The following is a 15,812-nucleotide window of genomic DNA, read 5'->3' on the forward strand; positions in this document are numbered from 1 at the left end:
CAACGCCGTCGACGGTCATGGTGTGAGGCTAGGTGTCGGACGCTTCGGCGGCCACCGAACTGCGCGGCTCCGGCAGCGCGAACGGTACGACGAACGCCGTGACGAGCACCGGGATCGTCAGCCCCGCGACCAGCACCGACATCGTGAACCAGAGCGACCCGAGCGCGAACCCGCCGTACACCGCGATCGCGAAGACCTCGGCGAAGAAACCCGACACCGAGGTCACGGTCGCCCGCGCCCGGCCGGTGATCGCGTCCTGCAGCCGCGACTCCGACACCACGATCACCAGCTGCATCAGCCCGTAGCCGAGCGCGATCGGCAGGAATCCCCACGCCGACCCGCTCAAGGCCCCGGTCGCGATCAGCAGCGCCGTCGCCCCGAGTCCCACCGCAAAGATTGCCGCAGGCAACTTGTACGCCGGTCCCGCGAGCGCGCTGCCGATCGCCTGCGCTGCAACGGTCCCCGCGATCAGCAGCGGGATCACACCCGTCGTCGCACCGGTCTCCCGGGCGAGCAGCGGAAAGTACTCGTCGAATGCCAGGAACCCGCCCAGCAGCGCGACCAACGCCACCGCCCGGCGCACCGACCGGCTGACCAGCACCTCGGTGACACCTGATCGAAGCATGCGGAGGTAATCGGCGAAGGCCGCTCGGGTGCCGGACTCCTCCGCCTCACGAGCGGTCTCGACAGCTCGCGCTTCGGGGAGCGTCCACGCAACGACCGCCTGCAGCAGACCGCTGAGGACGCTGACGATTCCGGCCAGCGTGTAGCCGCCGAGCGCGAACAGCGGCGTGGCGAGAGCGGTCGCCGCGAGGTTCGTGACGAACGACGCGGAGCGGGCGCGACCGAGGACGGTCGCATAGTCGGCGGTCCGGTCGCGCGCGGCAAGTTCGTCGTACACGAACGCCTCGTACGTGCCGGAGATCAGCGCGGACGAGATCCCCCAGAGAACGAAGCCCAGCGCGAAGCCGGCGAAGGTGGGGAGCGTGATCCACGCGGCATACCCAGCCGCGCTGATCAAGGCGCCGAGGATCAGCAGTTTGCGCCGGGAGTACGTGTCCGCCCAGGCGCCCGACGGCACCTCGAGGACGAACGCGGTCGCCGACCAGATGACGAACAGCGTCGAGATCTGGGCAGCCGACAGTCCGTGATCGGCGAACAGCAGCTGGTACAGCGGGTAGAGCGGGATGAAGTCGTGGAACGCCTCGAAGGCAATAACCCGGGCGAACAGACTCTTGTCAGTGCGTCAAAGATGCGGGCTCGGCAGTCTCATGCATCGAAGATACGCGAAAATGGCGCGCGAAACCGCTGGAATATCCGTCAGAGTGGGGCGATGGAACAGGTCAGCGAACGGTTCTGGGCGAAGCTGCCGGAGGGCAGCCGTGATGCGCTCGTGGACGGATTGAGCCAGTCAGAGCTGCAGTCGGTGCTGCTCGACGTGACCCGCGAGCGGGCCGCCAAGGTGACGCCGGCGCGGCTGTTGCAGCGCTGGCAGCAGGACCGCTTCGTGCGCCCGTCGACGATCGATCCGCGCGAGCTGGTGAACACCCAGCAGCGGCTGTGGGCCGCGCTGCCGGACAAGTTCGACGGCGTCCAGCTGTCCCCGGTGACTCCCCTCGGCACGTGCTCCGCGATCGCGACGATCAACCAGCACCAGGTGGTCAGCACGATCCGCGGCACGGAGGTCGCCAGCGATCCCACCAACGAGCTGGCGATCGAGGCCGCCGTACGTCGTCGTGCCGGGCAGGAGCGGGTGCACCTGGCAACCTGCCAGCGAGTGGTACGGGCGCAGCCGTTCGACGGGCCCGGGATGTCGGCGCATTTCGAGCTGTTCGTGCTGGTGTCGAGCGCGCGTGATACCGGCTCGTGCCGGACCGAGGCCGAGCTGCTGATCGATCACTTGAGCTTCTGGCGCGACGTACTCGGTGAGAAGGCCGAGCTCAGCTTCACCGCGTTCAAGGAGTCCGCATTGCGGGACCGGATCGAGGACACGGTCAGACCGGCGCTCGGCGTCGCCTTCACCGAGGACACCGAGCGGACCAAGAGCGAGGCGTACTACGCCGGGACCGCGCTCGGCATCGATCGCGACGGCGAAGGGCTCGGCGACGGCGGCTTCACCACGTGGACCGCGGACCTGCTCGGCGACGCGAAGGAACGTTGCCTGACGTCCTGCATCTCCACCGAACGACTCACCATCATCGGAGCTTGAGCAGCCCCGCATCAGTCGGGCGGAAGCCGCACGCATCCAGGTAGAACGCGCTCAGATGCGGCTCGAAGTCGACATGGAGCCATTCACACCCGGCCTTCCGAGCCTCCTCGGCGGCCGTCAGGACCAACTGCTTGCCGATACCTCGCCGACCATGGTCGGGACGTACGGCGGTGTCCAGCACGAACGCGTGCGCCCCGCCGTCCCAGCACACCTGCACAAACCCGACCAGCCGATCGTTGCTGAAGGCACCGACCCAGGTCAGCGCCCACCGCTCCAACCGCTCACCCCACGCGCTGACCTCGAGCTCGCTCTCGAACGCGGCAGCATGCAGCTCGGACAACTCACGGTCGTCCACCGGGAAGCGCACGACATAGCTCAGGTTGGTGTCCACGCCTCAGTGCTTATCAGCACAACCGTGCTGTCCTCCATCAGATTTAGCCGGTCGCGTGCCGCACGCAGGCCGGCGAGGGTTGCCGCGCCGCTCGGTCCGGAGGAGATGCCGGCCGCGCGAAGGTCGTCCACAGCCTGCAGCGCGGCGTCGTCCTCGACCGTGGCCGAGTAATCCAGGCCTGATCGCAGAACGGGCCACGCCAGCGACGACGGCGTACCGCAGTTGAGGCCGGCCATGACGGTCTTGCTGGTCGGGATCGTGAGCAGCTCGCCCGCGAGAAGGCTGGTGGTGACGCAGGACGCGCTGGCCGGCTCGACGCCGAGCAGGGCGGGAGTCACTGCCCCGCTCCGGTAGTGGGTGACGGCTGCCTGGGCCGCCGAGCCGACGCCCATCGGGACAACCACTAGGTCAGGCTGCACGTCAATCTCGCGAAACAGCGTCGAATACCCGTCCACGATGTACTGCGGAATCACCTCGTACCCGGGCCACGCGGAGTCCTGGATCAACAGCCGATCCTCCCCCGCGTACGACGCAGCCTCCGCGACCGCAGCGTCGTACGAATCCGGTACGACGGTCACCGCCGCGCCCTCCGACCGGATCGCGTCCACGGAGGCGTCGCTCACCACATCCGGGACGAAGACGTGCGCCGCCAGCCCGAGCATCGCGGCCCGACGCGCCACAGCACGACCGTGGTTGCCGTCAGTCGCGGTGACCAACTCAGTCGCGCCCGGGTGTTCCTGCACAGCACGGTGGATCGCCCACCACGCACCCAACGCCTTGAACGCCGGCAGCCCGAGCCGCTGCGACTCGTCCTTCACCAGCACCTGACCGACCCCCAGTTCGGCGGCGAGCGCCGGGACAGGGGTCAGCGGAGTCGGGCGGTACGACGGGAGGCTCTGGTGGAACGACAACACCTCGGCCGGCGCCGGCGACGTACGCCAGGACCGCGCGGCCGGGTTCTCGTACCAGTGCACCAGCTAGGCGACGAGTGCGAACGCCTGGGCCGTTGCGGAGTACGCATGCGGGCCGGACGGGATCCGGTGCGCGGCGCGGTCCTCGACGCGGATCGCGGCGGTCTGCAGCCGGACGGGCAGGGTGGACCGTACGGCGGTAGCCAGGTCGAACTGCACCTCGGCCAGCAGGTCGGACAGCTCCAGCTCGAGCGCCCGGCAGATCGCGGCGAGGATCTCCGAGGACGGCTCCTTGCGGCCGCGCTCGATCTCGGACAGGTACGGCACCGACACCTGGGCCAGCTCGGCGAGCTCGCGCAGGGTGATCCCCCGCTCGCGCCGCAAGCGGCGGAAGACGTTCCCGATCACCTGGCGTAGCAACACGTCTGGTCCTCCTCGCCTCATGTCCTATACCGAGTGTGCCATCTCCAGCAGGTCGGCCGTACGAAGATCTGCCCTGAGCAGATTCTTGCTCACCTGTTGAGCGCCTGCTGGAGGTCGGCAGTCAGGTCCTCGGGGTCCTCCAGGCCGAGGCTCAGGCGCAGCAGGCCGTCCGACGGCTTCGCCTCGGCAGCCACGAGGCGGTGCGTGAGTGCTGCGGGGTGCTGGATGAGCGTGTCCACACCGCCCAGGGACACGGCGTGAGTGATGAGCTGCAAACGGTTGGCCACTCGGGATGCGGCCTCGAATCCGCCGGTCAGGGTGAAGGCGAGGACAGCTCCAGGACCGGATTGCTGACGTCCGATCAAGCCTTGGGGATCGGTGAGGCCCGGGTAGTAGACCTGCTCGACCATCGGCTGCGCCGACAGCCAGTCGGCGACCTTGATGGCGGTCGCCTGCTGCGCCCGTACCCGAACCGGCAACGTCTGCAGTCCCCTGTGCAGTTCGTACGCCGCCAACGGATGCAGCAGCCCACCTGTCACAGCGCGGATCTGCCGAAGCCGGCCGACCCACTCCACGCCGGCCGCGACGACGCCACCCATAACGTCACCATGACCGCCGAGGTACTTGGTTGCCGAGTGCAACACCAGGCTCGCCCCGTGCCGAGCCGGCTGCTGCAGGACCGGCGTCGCGAACGTGTTGTCCACCAGCACGGGTACGTCGCCGGCCGCCGCTGCAACCGCCGCGATGTCCACAAGGGCCACAGTCGGGTTCGCCGGAGTCTCGACGATCACCAGACCGGTGTCGGGGCGGATCGCTCCGGCGACTTCACTCGGCTGTGTGTAAGTCACGGTTGTCCCCAGGAGACCTGTGGATAACAAGTGGTCCGAGCCGCCGTACAGCGGCCGTACGGCGACCACGTGCGGACGGCCGGCAGCGACGCTGGCGAGCAGGCAGGCGGTGAGCGCGGCCATGCCCGAGCCGAACGCGACGGCGCCGTCGGTGTGCTCGAGCTCGGCCAGCGCGTCCTCGAAGCGGGCGACGGTCGGGTTCCACAGGCGCTGGTAGACGAGGCTGCCGCCGTCCGGCCCGCGCCCCTCCGCGAGCGCGTCGTACGACGCTCCGCCCGTGTTCACGTCGGGGAGCGGATAGGTCGTGGACAGGTCGATCGGCGGGACGTGGACGCCGAGAGCGGCCAGGTCGTCGCGACCGGCGTGGACCGAACGGGTGTCGAGCTGGGTCATGGCTGCCTCCTCACCTGTGAGCTTGGAATCTTCTGCGAGATTGCTGCAATAGTTCCGAAGAAAATTCGTCCACAGGGTCATCCACACGCTGTGGATTCTGTGGACGGGCTCTAGAGTGAGGGCATGCCGAAGGAACGTCGGAGCCCTGGACCGGCTCCGCGGCCGGCGCCCGGTGGCCTCGACGAGGTCGATCGGAAGCTGGTGCAACTGCTCACCGCCGACGGGCGGATGGCGAACAACGCGCTCGCCGAGGCGACCGGGATCGCGCCGTCGACGTGTCTCACGCGGGTGCGGTCACTGCGTGAGCGTGGGGTGATCCGCGGCTTCCATGCCGACGTGGATCTGGGCGCGCTGGGTCAGCCGCTGCAGGCGCTGATCGCGATCCGCATCGGCGCGCACTCGCGCGACGAGATCGACCGCTTCCGCGCGAAGGTTCCGAGGCTGCCGGGCGTGCTCTCGCTGTTCCATGTCAGCGGAGCGAACGACTATCTACTGCACGTCAGCGCAGCCACCCCGGATGCACTCCGGGAGTTCGTGCTCGATCACCTCACGGCGGATCCGGCCGTGAGCCACGCCGAGACCAGCCTGATCTTCGAGCACATCCGGGGAAGCTGAGGTCAGCGCGGCTTGAGTCCCCAGGCCTGCGCCAGCAGCTCGAACGAGCGGCGGCGTTCGGCGGGGTCGTGGATGTTTGTGGTGATGATCAGCTCGTCGGCGTCGGCCTTGTTGACTCGGCGGAGCAGGTCGGCGGCCACCTGGTCAGGCGTGCCGACGGACACCAGTCCGGCCCACTCCTCGACCGCAGCCTCTTCCGCTTCGGACCACGGGTAGTCCGCGGCTTCCTCGGGCGAAGGCAGCGGGCCTGGGCGGCCGGAGCGGAGGCGGAGCATCGAGAGTGCGTTCGCGCGGGCCAGGGCCTGGGCGCGTTCCTCGGTCTCCGCGACGATCGCGGCGAGCGCGAGCATCGCCCGCGGCTCACCGTCGTTCTCGAAACGCTGGAAGTTCTCCTTGTACGTCGCGATGACGCCGGCCGGATCGAGCGTGCCGAAATGCCCGGCGTACGCGAACCCGGTGCCGAGCGCGGCCGCCGCCTGACCGCCGTACGTGCTGGATCCGAGGATCCACACCGGCGGGAGCGGTACGTCGTCCGGCTGCGCGCTGATCGGCTCGAACGGGTGGCCGGCCGGGAAGCCTTCGACGTACGCGCGAAGTTCGGCGTACTGCTCGGTGAAGTCGTCCGCACCGAGGGCCTCGCGGCTGCGGCGCAGGGCGAGCGCGGTGCGCTGGTCGGTGCCCGGCGCGCGGCCGATGCCGAGGTCGATGCGGTCCGGGTACAGCCCGCCGAGGACGCGGAACGTCTCGGCAACCTTCAGCGGGGAGTGATTCGGCAGCATGATCCCGCCAGATCCGACGCGGATCGTCGACGTGGCGGCCGCGACCGCCGCGATCATCACCTCGGGGCTCGTGCTCACCACGCTGCGGATGTTGTGATGCTCCGCCAGCCAGTAGCGGTAATAGCCGGCCGCCTCCGCGGTGCGGGCCAGCTCGAGCGTCTCGTGCAGCGCCTCCGACGGCCGCGTGCCTGTCGGCACCGGGGAGAGGTCGAGCACGGACAGGGGCATCGGTTCGGCGCTCACGTCTGTTGCCAACCGGCGCCGCGGGCCGCCTATTCCGGGTACGGCGTGTTTGCCCGCGCGTCGCGGAGTGATCGAGCCCACCACGCGAGCTGCCGGAGCATCGCCGCCGCGGCGTGCGCCGTGGTCGGGTCCGTCGGCTCGCCGTCGTCGAAGTCCTCCTCGCGGAAGCCGAGACTGTCGCGGATCGTCACCGCGTGCAGCTCGCCGAAGACCAGCCTGAGCTGCTCGGCCGCGCGCAGTCCGCCCGACCGCCCGCCGTACACGACGAATCCGACCGGCTTCGCGTACCAAGGCCGCCGTACGGCGTCGATCGCGGTCTTCACGTCACCCGGATACGCGTGGTTGTACTCCGCCGTGACGATCACGACCGCGTCCGCGTCCGCGATCCGCCGCGGCAGCTCCACCGGCGGCACCACGCTCAGATCGATCAGGTCGAGCTTGAACTCGTCCGCCCGCTCGACCGCCCGCGCGAACCAGCGGGTGACCGCCGTACCGAATCGTCCGCTGTCGAGATTGCGCGTCAGCACGACGAGCCGCAGCGGATGAACAGTCACGCGAGGGACGTTAGTACCTCAACAAGACTTGAGGTCAAACCCCGTCTCATCCGCCGTTCGGCGGCGGCGCGGGCGGGGTGGAGGGCTGGAGCTCGGTCTGGGCCGCACTCATGAGTCGGGTCTGGTCGCCGAGGACGCCGACGGTCTGCCAGGCCTTGCTGACGGCGGCGAGCTGCGTGGAGTCGTCGCCGAACAGGTCGCGGGCCGTGGCCTGCGTGGCTTCGGCGAAGTCCCTGAACCTGCTGGATTCGGTCAGGCTGCTGGACGTCAGCGTGCCGTACCAGATCTTGCCGGCGTCGTCGTACGCGTTCCCGCCGAGGTCGGCCGCGACCAGGTAGAACGCGCGGTTCGGGATGCCGGAGTTGATGTGTACGCCGCCGTTGTCGTCCTGGGTGTCGACGTACCCGGACATGTCGGCCGGCTGCGGATCCTTGCCCAGCCGCGGATCGTCGTACGCCGTGCCGGGTGCCTTCATCGAGCGCAGCGCGACGCCCTGGACGCCCGGCAGGAACAGCCCCGCGCCGATCAGCCAGTCCGCATCCGCCGCACTCTGACCCATCGCGTACTGCTTGGCGAGCGAGCCGAACACGTCCGAGATGCTCTCGTTCAGCGCACCTGACTGGCCCTCGTACGCAAGATTCGCCGTGTACTGCGTGACGCCGTGGGTCAGCTCGTGGCCGGTGACATCGATCGAGGACGTGAAGTTCCCGAAGATCTCCCCGTCACCGTCGCCGAACACCATCTGCGCGCCGTCCCAGAACGCGTTCGCGTACCCGCGGTCGTAGTGCACCGTCGAGGTCAGCACCAGCCCGGCGCCGTCGATCGAGTCCCGCCCGAAGCACTCCTGGTACAGCGTCCAGGTCGCGCCGGTGCCGTCGTACGCCTGGTTCACCGCCTGGTCCTGGACCGCGTCGTCGCCCTCGGCGCGCACGAGCGTGCCGGGCAGGTCGGTGCCGTTCTCCGCGTCGTACACCTGGCGCTGCCTGCCGCCGGGTGCTGCGGCCGCGGTGTCACGGCCGGCCGCGGGCCGCGTTCGCAGTACGGCGTCGTGCTGCAGCGACTGCCGGTACCGGGCACGGAGGCTGGGGTCACTCGCGGACCGCTCGAGCTGCTCGAGCAGGTACGGCGGGATGATTGAGTGGAACACCACTACAGGAAAACCCCGGAAAGGGATAAACTCAAGGATTTGTGGCTGCTGCGCGCAGTGTCATTTCCTGAACGACGAAATGCGGCCTGAAAACCAACGGGACGTATTTTAACACAAGGGGTTTGAATTGCCGAATCCGGTCGACGCCGAACAGGCTCAACTGACCACGTTCTACGCCGCGCTCGACAGCGAGCGCGAGCGCACGGACGCCCGGACCGACGACGAGCAACTCGTCAGCACCCGCAACGCGCAGGCACTGCACCAGCGCGACGGACGCATCCGTGACCTCAAACTCCGGCAGGCCCGGCTGAACGCCGCCGAGGAGGGCCTGTACTTCGGCCGCCTCGACACCGCCGCCGGCGAGATCCTGCACATCGGCCGGATCGGCCTGCACGACGCGGACTACGAGCCCTTGCTGGTCGACTGGCGCGCCCCGGCGGCGCGGCCGTTCTACATCGCGACCGCGGTGGCGAACCACGACGTCGTACGCCGCCGGCACATCCAGACCCGGTTGCGCCGGGTGATCGACGTCCAGGACGAGCAGCTTGATCTCGGCCGGGAGGCGGCCGACCCGTCCAAGCCCGGCACCGGCGTGATCGGCGAGGCCGTGCTGATGAAGGCGCTCGAGGCGCGGCGGACCGGCCGGATGGAGTCGATCGTCCAGACCATCCAGGCCGATCAGGACCGGATCATCCGTTCCGAACTGCCCGGAATCCTGGTCGTTCAAGGTGGTCCTGGCACCGGAAAGACCGCGATCGCGCTGCACCGCGCGGCATTTCTTCTGTACACACATCGTGAGCAGCTGGAAAAGCGCGGAATTCTCGTCGTCGGGCCGAATGCGGCGTTCCTGCGGTTCATCGGACAGGTGCTGCCGTCGCTCGGTGAGGACGGCGTCCGGCTGGTCACGATCGCCGAGCTGTACCCGGGCCTGAACGCGACCCGCCCGGAGCCGCCGGAGAGCGCCGAGGTGAAGGGGCGGACGGTGATGGCCGACGTGATCGCGAAGGCGGTCATCGATCGGCAGTGGATCCCGGACGAGCCGGTCCGGGTCACGGTCGAGCGGACCGAGCTCACGCTCGACCCGTCGGTGTGCGCGGAGACGCACGCGCGGGTTCGCAACCGCGGTCTCACCCACAACCAGGCGCGGCCGTTCATCCTCAACGAGTTCACCGACTACCTCACGAACCAGTACGCCGAGCTGATCGGCACCGATCCGCTCGACGGGGAGCAGTTGCTCGACGAGTACGACCTGGCCGAGCTGCGCAAGGAGGTGCTCGCCGAGCCCGCCGTACAGGCTCTGCTGGAGCAGCTGTGGCCGTTGCTCAGTCCGCAGAAGCTGCTCGAGGATCTGTACGGCGACGAGGCCCGGCTGGCGACGGCCGCACCGCAGTTGTCGGAGCTGGATCGTGAACATTTGTTGAGGTACGGCGACGACTGGTCGCCGGCCGACGTACCGCTGCTGGACGAGGCGGCGGAGCTGCTCGGCGACGACGGCACCGAGGCGGCGCGGGAGCGGGCGGCGCGGGCGCGCGCAGTCGCTTATGCACAAGGGGCTTTGGACGTGCTGAGCGGTTCGGGTTCGACCGACTGGGACGAGGACGACGAGGCGGAGATCCTGACCGCGAAGGACCTGTTGGACGCGGAGGCGTTGGCCGAGCGGTACGAGGCGGATGACGACCGGACGCTGGCTGATCGGGCCGCGGCGGATCGGCGGTGGACGTACGGTCATGTCATCGTCGACGAGGCGCAGGAGTTGTCGCCGATGGCGTGGCGGGCGATTGCGCGGCGGTGCCCGTTGCGGTCGATGACCGTGGTTGGTGATGTTGCGCAGACGAGCTCGATCGGTGGCGGGACTTCGTGGGCGAGCGCGCTCGGCGAGACGTTCGACCATCGCTGGCGGCTGGCCGAGCTGACGCTGAACTACCGCACGCCCGCGGAGGTGATGGAGCTGGCCAACGACGTACTGCGGGAGGTCGATCCGTCGGCGCAGGCGCCGCAATCCGTCCGCTCCACCGGGCTGAAGCCGTGGCACGCTGACGTTCCCGCGGCCGAGCAGGCGCTGTACGTCTACAAGATGGCGGCGGAGGAGACGGCGCACGGCGAGGTCGGCGTGATCACATCCCGGAACCGCCTCGAGCTGATCCAGGAAGCTGTCGACGGCCTGGCCGGCGTAACTGTCCTCACCGCCCGCGAAGCAAAAGGCCTCGAGTTCGACTCGGTCCTCGTCGTCGATCCCGACGGCATCGTGATCGAGTCGCCGCGCGGCCTCCGCGACCTGTACGTCGCCCTGACCCGCTGCACCCAACGCCTCGGCGTGATCGGAGACCTGCCGGAGGTGCTCCGCGACTCACTCGCCTGGGGGTGAGCCCTTGCCCCGCCGGCCGAAGAGCCGCGCGAAGTTGAAGCCGAACCCCCACCCGAACGCCTTCGGCGGGAACCACCGCGGGTCGTCCGGATTCCACCAACGAGACTTGACCCGCTCCCCCGTCAGAGGACGCCAGTCGTACGGCACACCAAGAAACTTCCCAGTCTTACCGCCCATACCTCGACGGTACCTCGGTCAGTGATCGGTGCAGCAGTTCTGCTGATGTTGCAGTTCGAACGGGATCAGGACGTCGCCGGGGGCCGGCTGGACCTGGAGGACCAGGCGGCCGTCGCGGCGGACCGGGCGGAGGAAGTCGAGGGTGTCGACCAAGGTGTCGTCCTCGACCGGTACGCCGCCGATGCCCTCGAGCTGATCGATGCCGCAGCGGGTGCAAAGCTCGGCGGCGGGCAGTACGCCGTGCGCCTGCTCGTGACCGGGCCAGCGGACCACGCGTCCCGTCGTACCGAGGGCTGCTTCGACCGCGGCGACGTACGCACCGCGGACCAAGCGGCTCGGGCCCGCGAGCTCGGGCTCGGAGGCACCCGCACGAGTGATGGCCAGGCCAACGTTGCGATCGGCAACTATCTCGCGGATCGGGTCCGCGAGGTCGGCCGCGCTGGTGAGCGACACCGCGACGTGCGGACGGTCGTCGCCCGACACCATATGGGTGAGGGCGACGACCGGCTGGTCCACGGCATCGATCAGCTCGTACAACAGGTGGTCGGCAGCCGCCGTGTCCATGCTGTCGGCATCGATCGCGATGATCACAACTGAATTCCTTACTTGGGCAGCACCCAAATGGGGTTGGTGTAGAACCACAGGTCCACCCACGGGTCCGCGTCGCCGACCACATCCAGCTTGGGCCCGGCCGGATCCACAGCCGCACCCAGATATCCGGGCTGGCTGCGGTTCCCGTCGGTGCCGCGAACGCGGACGTACTGCGCCTCGTCGGCGCGACCCAGCGGATGGACAAGCTCGAACGTACCGCGTTTGCCCGACGTGTCCCACTGCTTGACGACCTTGGTGTTCGGCGCGGTGATCGTGTCCTTGTCACCGACCGGCCCGGTCACCGAGCCCCGGATGACGTCGACGCGGTTGAGCGCCGGCACGAAGTTCGCCCAGTTCGGCAGCGTCTGGGTGGTGATCCGTACGACGAGCTCGATCGCGCGGCCCTTCTTGACGACGAGCGCGCCGCCGAGCGGTTCGCCATACCGCTTGCCGACCTCGCGGACCTCGACCTCGACGCCCTTGACCAGCGCGCCGTGGTCCACCCAGACACGGCCGTTGCGTAGACCGTCCATCACGGACAGGTAGTCACGGCGGGACGCGCCGACGTGGGTGCGGCTGTAGAAGCCCGGCCAGAAGTCGCTCGCCGTGGAGTTGACCGTGTTGCCGTAGACCGGGTCCATGTACCGGCCGTCGCGGTCGAACTGGTCCTGCGACGAGCCGTCCGGACGGCGGGAGGTCTCGTTCCAGTTCACGTGCGAGTCGGAGTTCGCGGTGATCCACCACGGCTTGCCCTCGGCGAGCAGGCTGTCCCAGAGACCGCCGACGGTCGCGGTCATCCAGTCGAATCCGCCCCAGGTGCGGTAGCTCTCGGCCGGGTAGCCCGGGAACGAGTTCGGGTTCGGGGCGTTGCCGTACAGGCCGCGGGCGCCCGCCGTACCGATGCCCTTCGGGAGGCCGCCGGCCTGGTGACCGGGCGCGCCCTCGAAGCCGATCGCGATCCGCGGGTCGGCGTCGCGCCAGTTGCGGATCTCGTGCGGGCTGTCGATGCCGTTGCGGGCCGGGTGGTTCGCAAGGAACAGCGCGTCCGCGACCCGGCGCTTGTCGACCTGCTGACCGAGCCACTGGATGCCGGAGACTGCGAGGGCCTCGTTGGCGGGTGAGTTCGCGCTCGCGTTCTTCACGCTGCCGTCGTAGTTGTTCTCGAACTGCTTGAGTACGTCGACCTCGCGGCTACCCGGGGCAACGAAGACCGTGCCGTGTTCGGCGGCCGGGATGTTCCACTCGAGCCCCTGGAAGATCAGCGTGTCGCGCAACTCCGCGCGGGCCGCCTTGATCTGCGGGTTGACGAGGTCGACGCCGATCCGCGCGTGCGTGGCGCCGCCGTGGTCGGTCATGACCAGCCAGTCGAGTCCGTACGCCGTTGCGTGGCGCGCCTGGTCGATGACGCGGTACATGCCGTCGGAGCTCAGCTGGGTGTGGATGTGGTGGTCGCCGGCCAGCCAGACGTTGGGCCGGTCGCCGTGCTGGAAGATCCAGCCGTCCTTCGCGGGCGAGGTCGCCGCCGCGAACTGCGCGCCGCTGACGGCGAGCGCCGCCGTACCTCCGAGAATCCCCGCCGACCGCAGCAGTCCGCGGCGTGACACCTCGGCCGGCGTCAGATCACTGTCCGGCACCGACTCGTCGAGCGCGGCCAGGGTCGCGAGATCCAGCTCGGAATTCGGATGGTGATGATCATGGCCGTGGCTGTGGTCGTGGTCGTGCCCATGCGAATGCGGGTGATCGTGCGAGTGCCCCATCAACGGTCCTCTCCCAGGCGGATTCGGCGCGATCATCACCCGTTTGCATGACCACCAGGTGTTCCCCCGATGAACACCATTCCGGTCCGACCTGTAGACAACGCAGAGTGACGGAGCTTCAATGGCGTGCGGGGGGAATCATGAATGGAGAACCGTATACACGCACGCATTGTCACCGGCAGGATGAGCGCGGTAACGCGACGCTGGCAGCCCTGGGAGGGGCGGCGGTCGGCGTCATCCTGGTGCTGCTGACCTGGCTCGTGGTGCTGATGACGAAGGACGATCCGGCGCCACGGGCCGCGGATACCGCGCCGTCGGCGGCGGCTTCCGCACCGGTTGCTTCGGCGCCGGTGGTCACGAAGACCGTCGTACCGAAGCCGACGGTGAAGGGGACGTCGAACTCGGCGCCGGCTGTGGGGGATGTCCGGTCGTTGCCGGCCGGGTTGTTCTGCCGGGACCTGAACGCCAAGGGATACAGCTATGTCGCGGCGATCGACTACTGGCGACTGCACGGGCAGCCGAACCAGATGGATGCCGACCGCAACGGAATTCCGTGCGAGACCGTGTACTCGCGCAGCGATGTCGCCGCCTACTGGAACGGTCGCGAGATCAGCGGGGTTGTGTACTGGTCGGCCGGGTTGTACTGCCGGGACCTGGCCGCGCGAGGTGCTTCGTACGCAGTAGCGGTCAGATATTGGTGGTACTACGGCATGCCGGATCGCATGGACGCGGACAAGAACGGGATACCGTGTGAAACCGTGTACTCGTCCGCAGCAGTCAACGCCTTCTGGTATCCGTGACGCGGCGCCTCTGGGCGGTCTTTCTCGCAGCGCTGGTGGTCGTCGCCGGCGGTGGGTTGTTCGCGCTCTCAGCAGCCGGCGTCTTCAACCGCGCCCAACCCACCGCCGACCCATCGCCAACACCGACACCACAACCAAGCAAGCCTGTACAACCAAGTAGTCCAGCTCTTCCACACAGTCCTGCGCCAACGACACGGCCTTCCAACCCAGCGCCTTCGCACCCGACACCGCGGTACGTGTTCCCGGTTGGTGGTTGCCGAGCGGACGCCTCACAAAGCCATCACGACTACCCGGCCTCGGACATCTTCGCAAAGGTCGGTTGTCTGTTCGTGGCGCCGGTGAACGGGCGGGTTGATGAAGTGACTCGCGTAGACACCTGGGACCCGAAGACCAACCGCGGCCCCGACCGCGGCGGCCTCTCGGTGTCGATCGTCGGCGTAGACGGAGTCAGGTACTACGGCTCACACCTGTCAGCCATCGCACCAGGAATCCGCCCCGGCGTGATCGTCCGCGCGGGCCAAACCCTTGCCCACACAGGGAAAACAGGTAGCGCCCGAGTCACCCCACCACACCTGCACTTCGGCATCAGCTGGCCGACGAAACCAAACATGTGGTGGATCCGCCGCGGCGCAGTAGCCCCGCAACAGTTCCTCAACAGCTGGCACCACGGCGGCCAACTCTCCCCCGTCAGCACAGTCGCCAAGACGCACCGCGCGTACGGCGCAGACAACGGCTGCCGCTCGTACTGCTAGCGAGCCCGTCCGTCGCGAAGCATCCCGATCGACTTCTCGATCCGCCGCTCGCGGGTGGTGTCGGTCTTGGCCGAGGTCACCTGCAGCACGTGCCACTGGCGGTTGCTGTAACTCAACGTCTCTCCCAGAACGCCTGAGCCTGACTGTCCCGTGCAAGCGCCTCGGCCAACGGTTCCGGCACCTCGAGCTCCCGCGGAGCCGTGTCCAGCTCGACGTCGACCTCCAGCACCTCGCCGGCCGTCACCCCCGCCTCGGTACGACGCTCCGCGCTGAACCCGAGCAGGTATCGCTCACCCATCCGCGTCGGCGGTGACCTCATCAGCCCATCATCCGCGCCGGGCAGGTCATGTCGAGACAGGCGCCGCGGCTCCGACGTACCGCGTGACAGTCGGTTGAAAGGGAGAGATTGTGGCGAAGCCTGTTCTGAACAGCATGTTGATCGGCAGTACCGACGCCGAGCGGTTGAAGGCATGGTACCGCGACGGCTTCCAGGCGGAGGTCGACGGGTACGGGAACCTCAACCTCGGCGGTTTCGGACTCGTGATCGAGCAGCGCGACGACGTCGCCGCGAAGACGGCCGAGCCGGGCCGGCACATCGTGAACTTCGGGGTCGAGGACATCGAGGCGGCCGCCGCGCACCTGCGCACGCTCGACGTCGAGTGGCTGGTGCACCCCGAGGACCGCGGGGTCGGCTGGTTCGCGACCTTGATCGACCCGGACGGTAATTACGTCCAGCTCATCCAGATGAAGCCGGAGTACTACGCAAACCTTTGAGACAAGCAAGTTCGCACCGGACCTGGGGGATCCGGTGCGAACGATGAGGTTTATTCAGTTGTCTCAGGCGCATTGTGCAGAAG

General features: G+C 68.4%; 19 protein-coding genes. 6 read left to right on the plus strand and 13 right to left on the minus strand.

All coding sequences use genetic code 11. The annotated features are described in order from the left end of the window. Positions 1–28 precede the first annotated feature (28 nt). Positions 29–1,231: an MFS transporter gene (locus tag ACFWUU_RS27105; RefSeq protein ID WP_380181764.1), complete on the minus strand. Its 1,203-nt coding sequence runs from the start codon at positions 1,229–1,231 to the stop codon at positions 29–31. A gap of 102 nt (positions 1,232–1,333) precedes the next feature. Between ACFWUU_RS27105 and ACFWUU_RS27110 the strand changes: the two genes are divergently transcribed. Next, on the plus strand, positions 1,334–2,209 hold the full coding sequence (locus tag ACFWUU_RS27110; RefSeq protein WP_380179393.1) for a hypothetical protein: 876 nt from the start codon (positions 1,334–1,336) through the stop codon (positions 2,207–2,209). On the opposite strand, the gene ACFWUU_RS27115 is transcribed toward ACFWUU_RS27110, so the two are convergent. The 4 genes from ACFWUU_RS27115 to ACFWUU_RS27130 form a co-directional block, all read right to left on the minus strand. After that, on the minus strand, positions 2,196–2,600 hold the full coding sequence (locus tag ACFWUU_RS27115; RefSeq protein WP_380179395.1) for a GNAT family N-acetyltransferase: 405 nt from the start codon (positions 2,598–2,600) through the stop codon (positions 2,196–2,198). The two genes, ACFWUU_RS27110 and ACFWUU_RS27115, sit on opposite strands and share 14 nt — an antisense overlap. Beyond that, entirely contained in the window at positions 2,585–3,574 is a 990-nt protein-coding gene (locus tag ACFWUU_RS27120) for a pyridoxal-phosphate dependent enzyme (protein ID WP_380179397.1), read from the minus strand. The genes ACFWUU_RS27115 and ACFWUU_RS27120 overlap by 16 nt, the downstream gene beginning before the upstream one ends. A 3-nt stretch (positions 3,575–3,577) precedes the next feature. After that, a complete protein-coding gene (locus ACFWUU_RS27125; protein ID WP_380179399.1) occupies positions 3,578–3,934 on the minus strand; it encodes a helix-turn-helix domain-containing protein in 357 nt (118 codons plus the stop codon). An 89-nt stretch (positions 3,935–4,023) separates the two neighbouring features. Beyond that, entirely contained in the window at positions 4,024–5,175 is a 1,152-nt protein-coding gene (locus tag ACFWUU_RS27130) for a trans-sulfuration enzyme family protein (RefSeq protein WP_380179401.1), read from the minus strand. Between the two features lie 123 nt (positions 5,176–5,298). On the opposite strand from ACFWUU_RS27130, the gene ACFWUU_RS27135 reads away from it, so the two are divergent. Next, positions 5,299–5,790, plus strand: a complete 492-nt coding sequence (locus ACFWUU_RS27135) for an Lrp/AsnC family transcriptional regulator (RefSeq protein WP_137256047.1) — start codon at positions 5,299–5,301, stop codon at positions 5,788–5,790. 2 nt (positions 5,791–5,792) lie between these two features. Here the strand turns inward: ACFWUU_RS27135 and ACFWUU_RS27140 are convergent, their stop codons facing one another. Genes ACFWUU_RS27140 through ACFWUU_RS27150 form a run of 3 tightly spaced genes read right to left on the minus strand, consistent with a single transcriptional unit; the run spans position 5,793 to position 8,513 of the window. Then, positions 5,793–6,812 carry an LLM class flavin-dependent oxidoreductase gene (locus ACFWUU_RS27140; RefSeq protein ID WP_380179403.1) on the minus strand — a complete coding sequence of 340 codons (1,020 nt, stop codon included), beginning with the start codon at positions 6,810–6,812 and terminating at the stop codon, positions 5,793–5,795. A gap of 29 nt (positions 6,813–6,841) precedes the next feature. Next, a complete protein-coding gene (locus ACFWUU_RS27145) occupies positions 6,842–7,366 on the minus strand; it encodes an NADPH-dependent FMN reductase (protein WP_380179405.1) in 525 nt (174 codons plus the stop codon). 46 nt (positions 7,367–7,412) lie between these two features. After that, positions 7,413–8,513: a M4 family metallopeptidase gene (locus ACFWUU_RS27150; protein ID WP_380179407.1), complete on the minus strand. Its 1,101-nt coding sequence runs from the start codon at positions 8,511–8,513 to the stop codon at positions 7,413–7,415. A gap of 127 nt (positions 8,514–8,640) precedes the next feature. Here ACFWUU_RS27150 and ACFWUU_RS27155 point away from each other — a divergent pair, with 127 nt between their 5' ends. Then, positions 8,641–10,878 carry a HelD family protein gene (locus ACFWUU_RS27155; protein ID WP_380179409.1) on the plus strand — a complete coding sequence of 746 codons (2,238 nt, stop codon included), beginning with the start codon at positions 8,641–8,643 and terminating at the stop codon, positions 10,876–10,878. On the opposite strand, the gene ACFWUU_RS27160 is transcribed toward ACFWUU_RS27155, so the two are convergent. From ACFWUU_RS27160 to ACFWUU_RS27170, 3 genes are read right to left on the minus strand one after another with little or no spacing between them, the layout of a single operon-like run. Further along, the gene (locus tag ACFWUU_RS27160) at positions 10,861–11,055 is read right to left on the minus strand and encodes a DUF5808 domain-containing protein (RefSeq protein WP_380179411.1); all 195 of its coding nucleotides are present in this window, start codon (positions 11,053–11,055) and stop codon (positions 10,861–10,863) included. The genes ACFWUU_RS27155 and ACFWUU_RS27160 overlap by 18 nt on opposite strands. Before the next feature lie 18 nt (positions 11,056–11,073). Beyond that, positions 11,074–11,646, minus strand: a complete 573-nt coding sequence (locus ACFWUU_RS27165; RefSeq protein ID WP_380179413.1) for a hypothetical protein — start codon at positions 11,644–11,646, stop codon at positions 11,074–11,076. An 11-nt stretch (positions 11,647–11,657) separates the two neighbouring features. Further along, the gene (locus ACFWUU_RS27170) at positions 11,658–13,403 is read right to left on the minus strand and encodes a histidinol-phosphatase (protein ID WP_380179415.1); all 1,746 of its coding nucleotides are present in this window, start codon (positions 13,401–13,403) and stop codon (positions 11,658–11,660) included. A 140-nt stretch (positions 13,404–13,543) separates the two neighbouring features. Between ACFWUU_RS27170 and ACFWUU_RS27175 the strand changes: the two genes are divergently transcribed. Both ACFWUU_RS27175 and ACFWUU_RS27180 read left to right on the plus strand, forming a co-directional pair. Beyond that, positions 13,544–14,203, plus strand: a complete 660-nt coding sequence (locus tag ACFWUU_RS27175; protein WP_380179417.1) for a hypothetical protein — start codon at positions 13,544–13,546, stop codon at positions 14,201–14,203. Positions 14,204–14,439: 236 nt separating this feature from the next. Beyond that, positions 14,440–14,955: a M23 family metallopeptidase gene (locus tag ACFWUU_RS27180; protein WP_380179419.1), complete on the plus strand. Its 516-nt coding sequence runs from the start codon at positions 14,440–14,442 to the stop codon at positions 14,953–14,955. Here ACFWUU_RS27180 and ACFWUU_RS27185 read toward each other — a convergent pair. Both ACFWUU_RS27185 and ACFWUU_RS27190 read right to left on the minus strand, forming a co-directional pair. Further along, positions 14,952–15,071: a YdeI/OmpD-associated family protein gene (locus ACFWUU_RS27185; RefSeq protein ID WP_380179421.1), complete on the minus strand. Its 120-nt coding sequence runs from the start codon at positions 15,069–15,071 to the stop codon at positions 14,952–14,954. The two genes, ACFWUU_RS27180 and ACFWUU_RS27185, sit on opposite strands and share 4 nt — an antisense overlap. Then, positions 15,068–15,274: a hypothetical protein gene (locus tag ACFWUU_RS27190; protein WP_380179423.1), complete on the minus strand. Its 207-nt coding sequence runs from the start codon at positions 15,272–15,274 to the stop codon at positions 15,068–15,070. Before ACFWUU_RS27190 ends, ACFWUU_RS27185 begins: the two co-directional genes overlap by 4 nt. 89 nt (positions 15,275–15,363) lie before the next feature. On the opposite strand from ACFWUU_RS27190, the gene ACFWUU_RS27195 reads away from it, so the two are divergent. Next, positions 15,364–15,729 carry a VOC family protein gene (locus ACFWUU_RS27195; protein ID WP_137256037.1) on the plus strand — a complete coding sequence of 122 codons (366 nt, stop codon included), beginning with the start codon at positions 15,364–15,366 and terminating at the stop codon, positions 15,727–15,729. Positions 15,730–15,812: the final 83 nt, after the last annotated feature.

This window comes from Kribbella sp. NPDC058693, from assembly GCF_042715335.1.
GTDB classification, from domain to species: domain Bacteria; phylum Actinomycetota; class Actinomycetes; order Propionibacteriales; family Kribbellaceae; genus Kribbella; species Kribbella jiaozuonensis.

What these genes read in the sequence shown, in the direction of transcription:
- ACFWUU_RS27190 (WP_380179423.1), bottom strand. Translation starts at nt 15,274, where the DNA reads ATGAGGTCACCGCCGACGCGGATGGGTGAGCGATACCTGCTCGGGTTC.
- ACFWUU_RS27110 (WP_380179393.1), top strand. Translation starts at nt 1,334, where the DNA reads ATGGAACAGGTCAGCGAACGGTTCTGGGCGAAGCTGCCGGAGGGCAGC.
- ACFWUU_RS27135 (WP_137256047.1), top strand. Translation starts at nt 5,299, where the DNA reads ATGCCGAAGGAACGTCGGAGCCCTGGACCGGCTCCGCGGCCGGCGCCC.
- ACFWUU_RS27170 (WP_380179415.1), bottom strand. Translation starts at nt 13,403, where the DNA reads ATGGGGCACTCGCACGATCACCCGCATTCGCATGGGCACGACCACGAC.
- ACFWUU_RS27175 (WP_380179417.1), top strand. Translation starts at nt 13,544, where the DNA reads ATGAATGGAGAACCGTATACACGCACGCATTGTCACCGGCAGGATGAG.
- ACFWUU_RS27160 (WP_380179411.1), bottom strand. Translation starts at nt 11,055, where the DNA reads ATGGGCGGTAAGACTGGGAAGTTTCTTGGTGTGCCGTACGACTGGCGT.
- ACFWUU_RS27130 (WP_380179401.1), bottom strand. Translation starts at nt 5,175, where the DNA reads ATGACCCAGCTCGACACCCGTTCGGTCCACGCCGGTCGCGACGACCTG.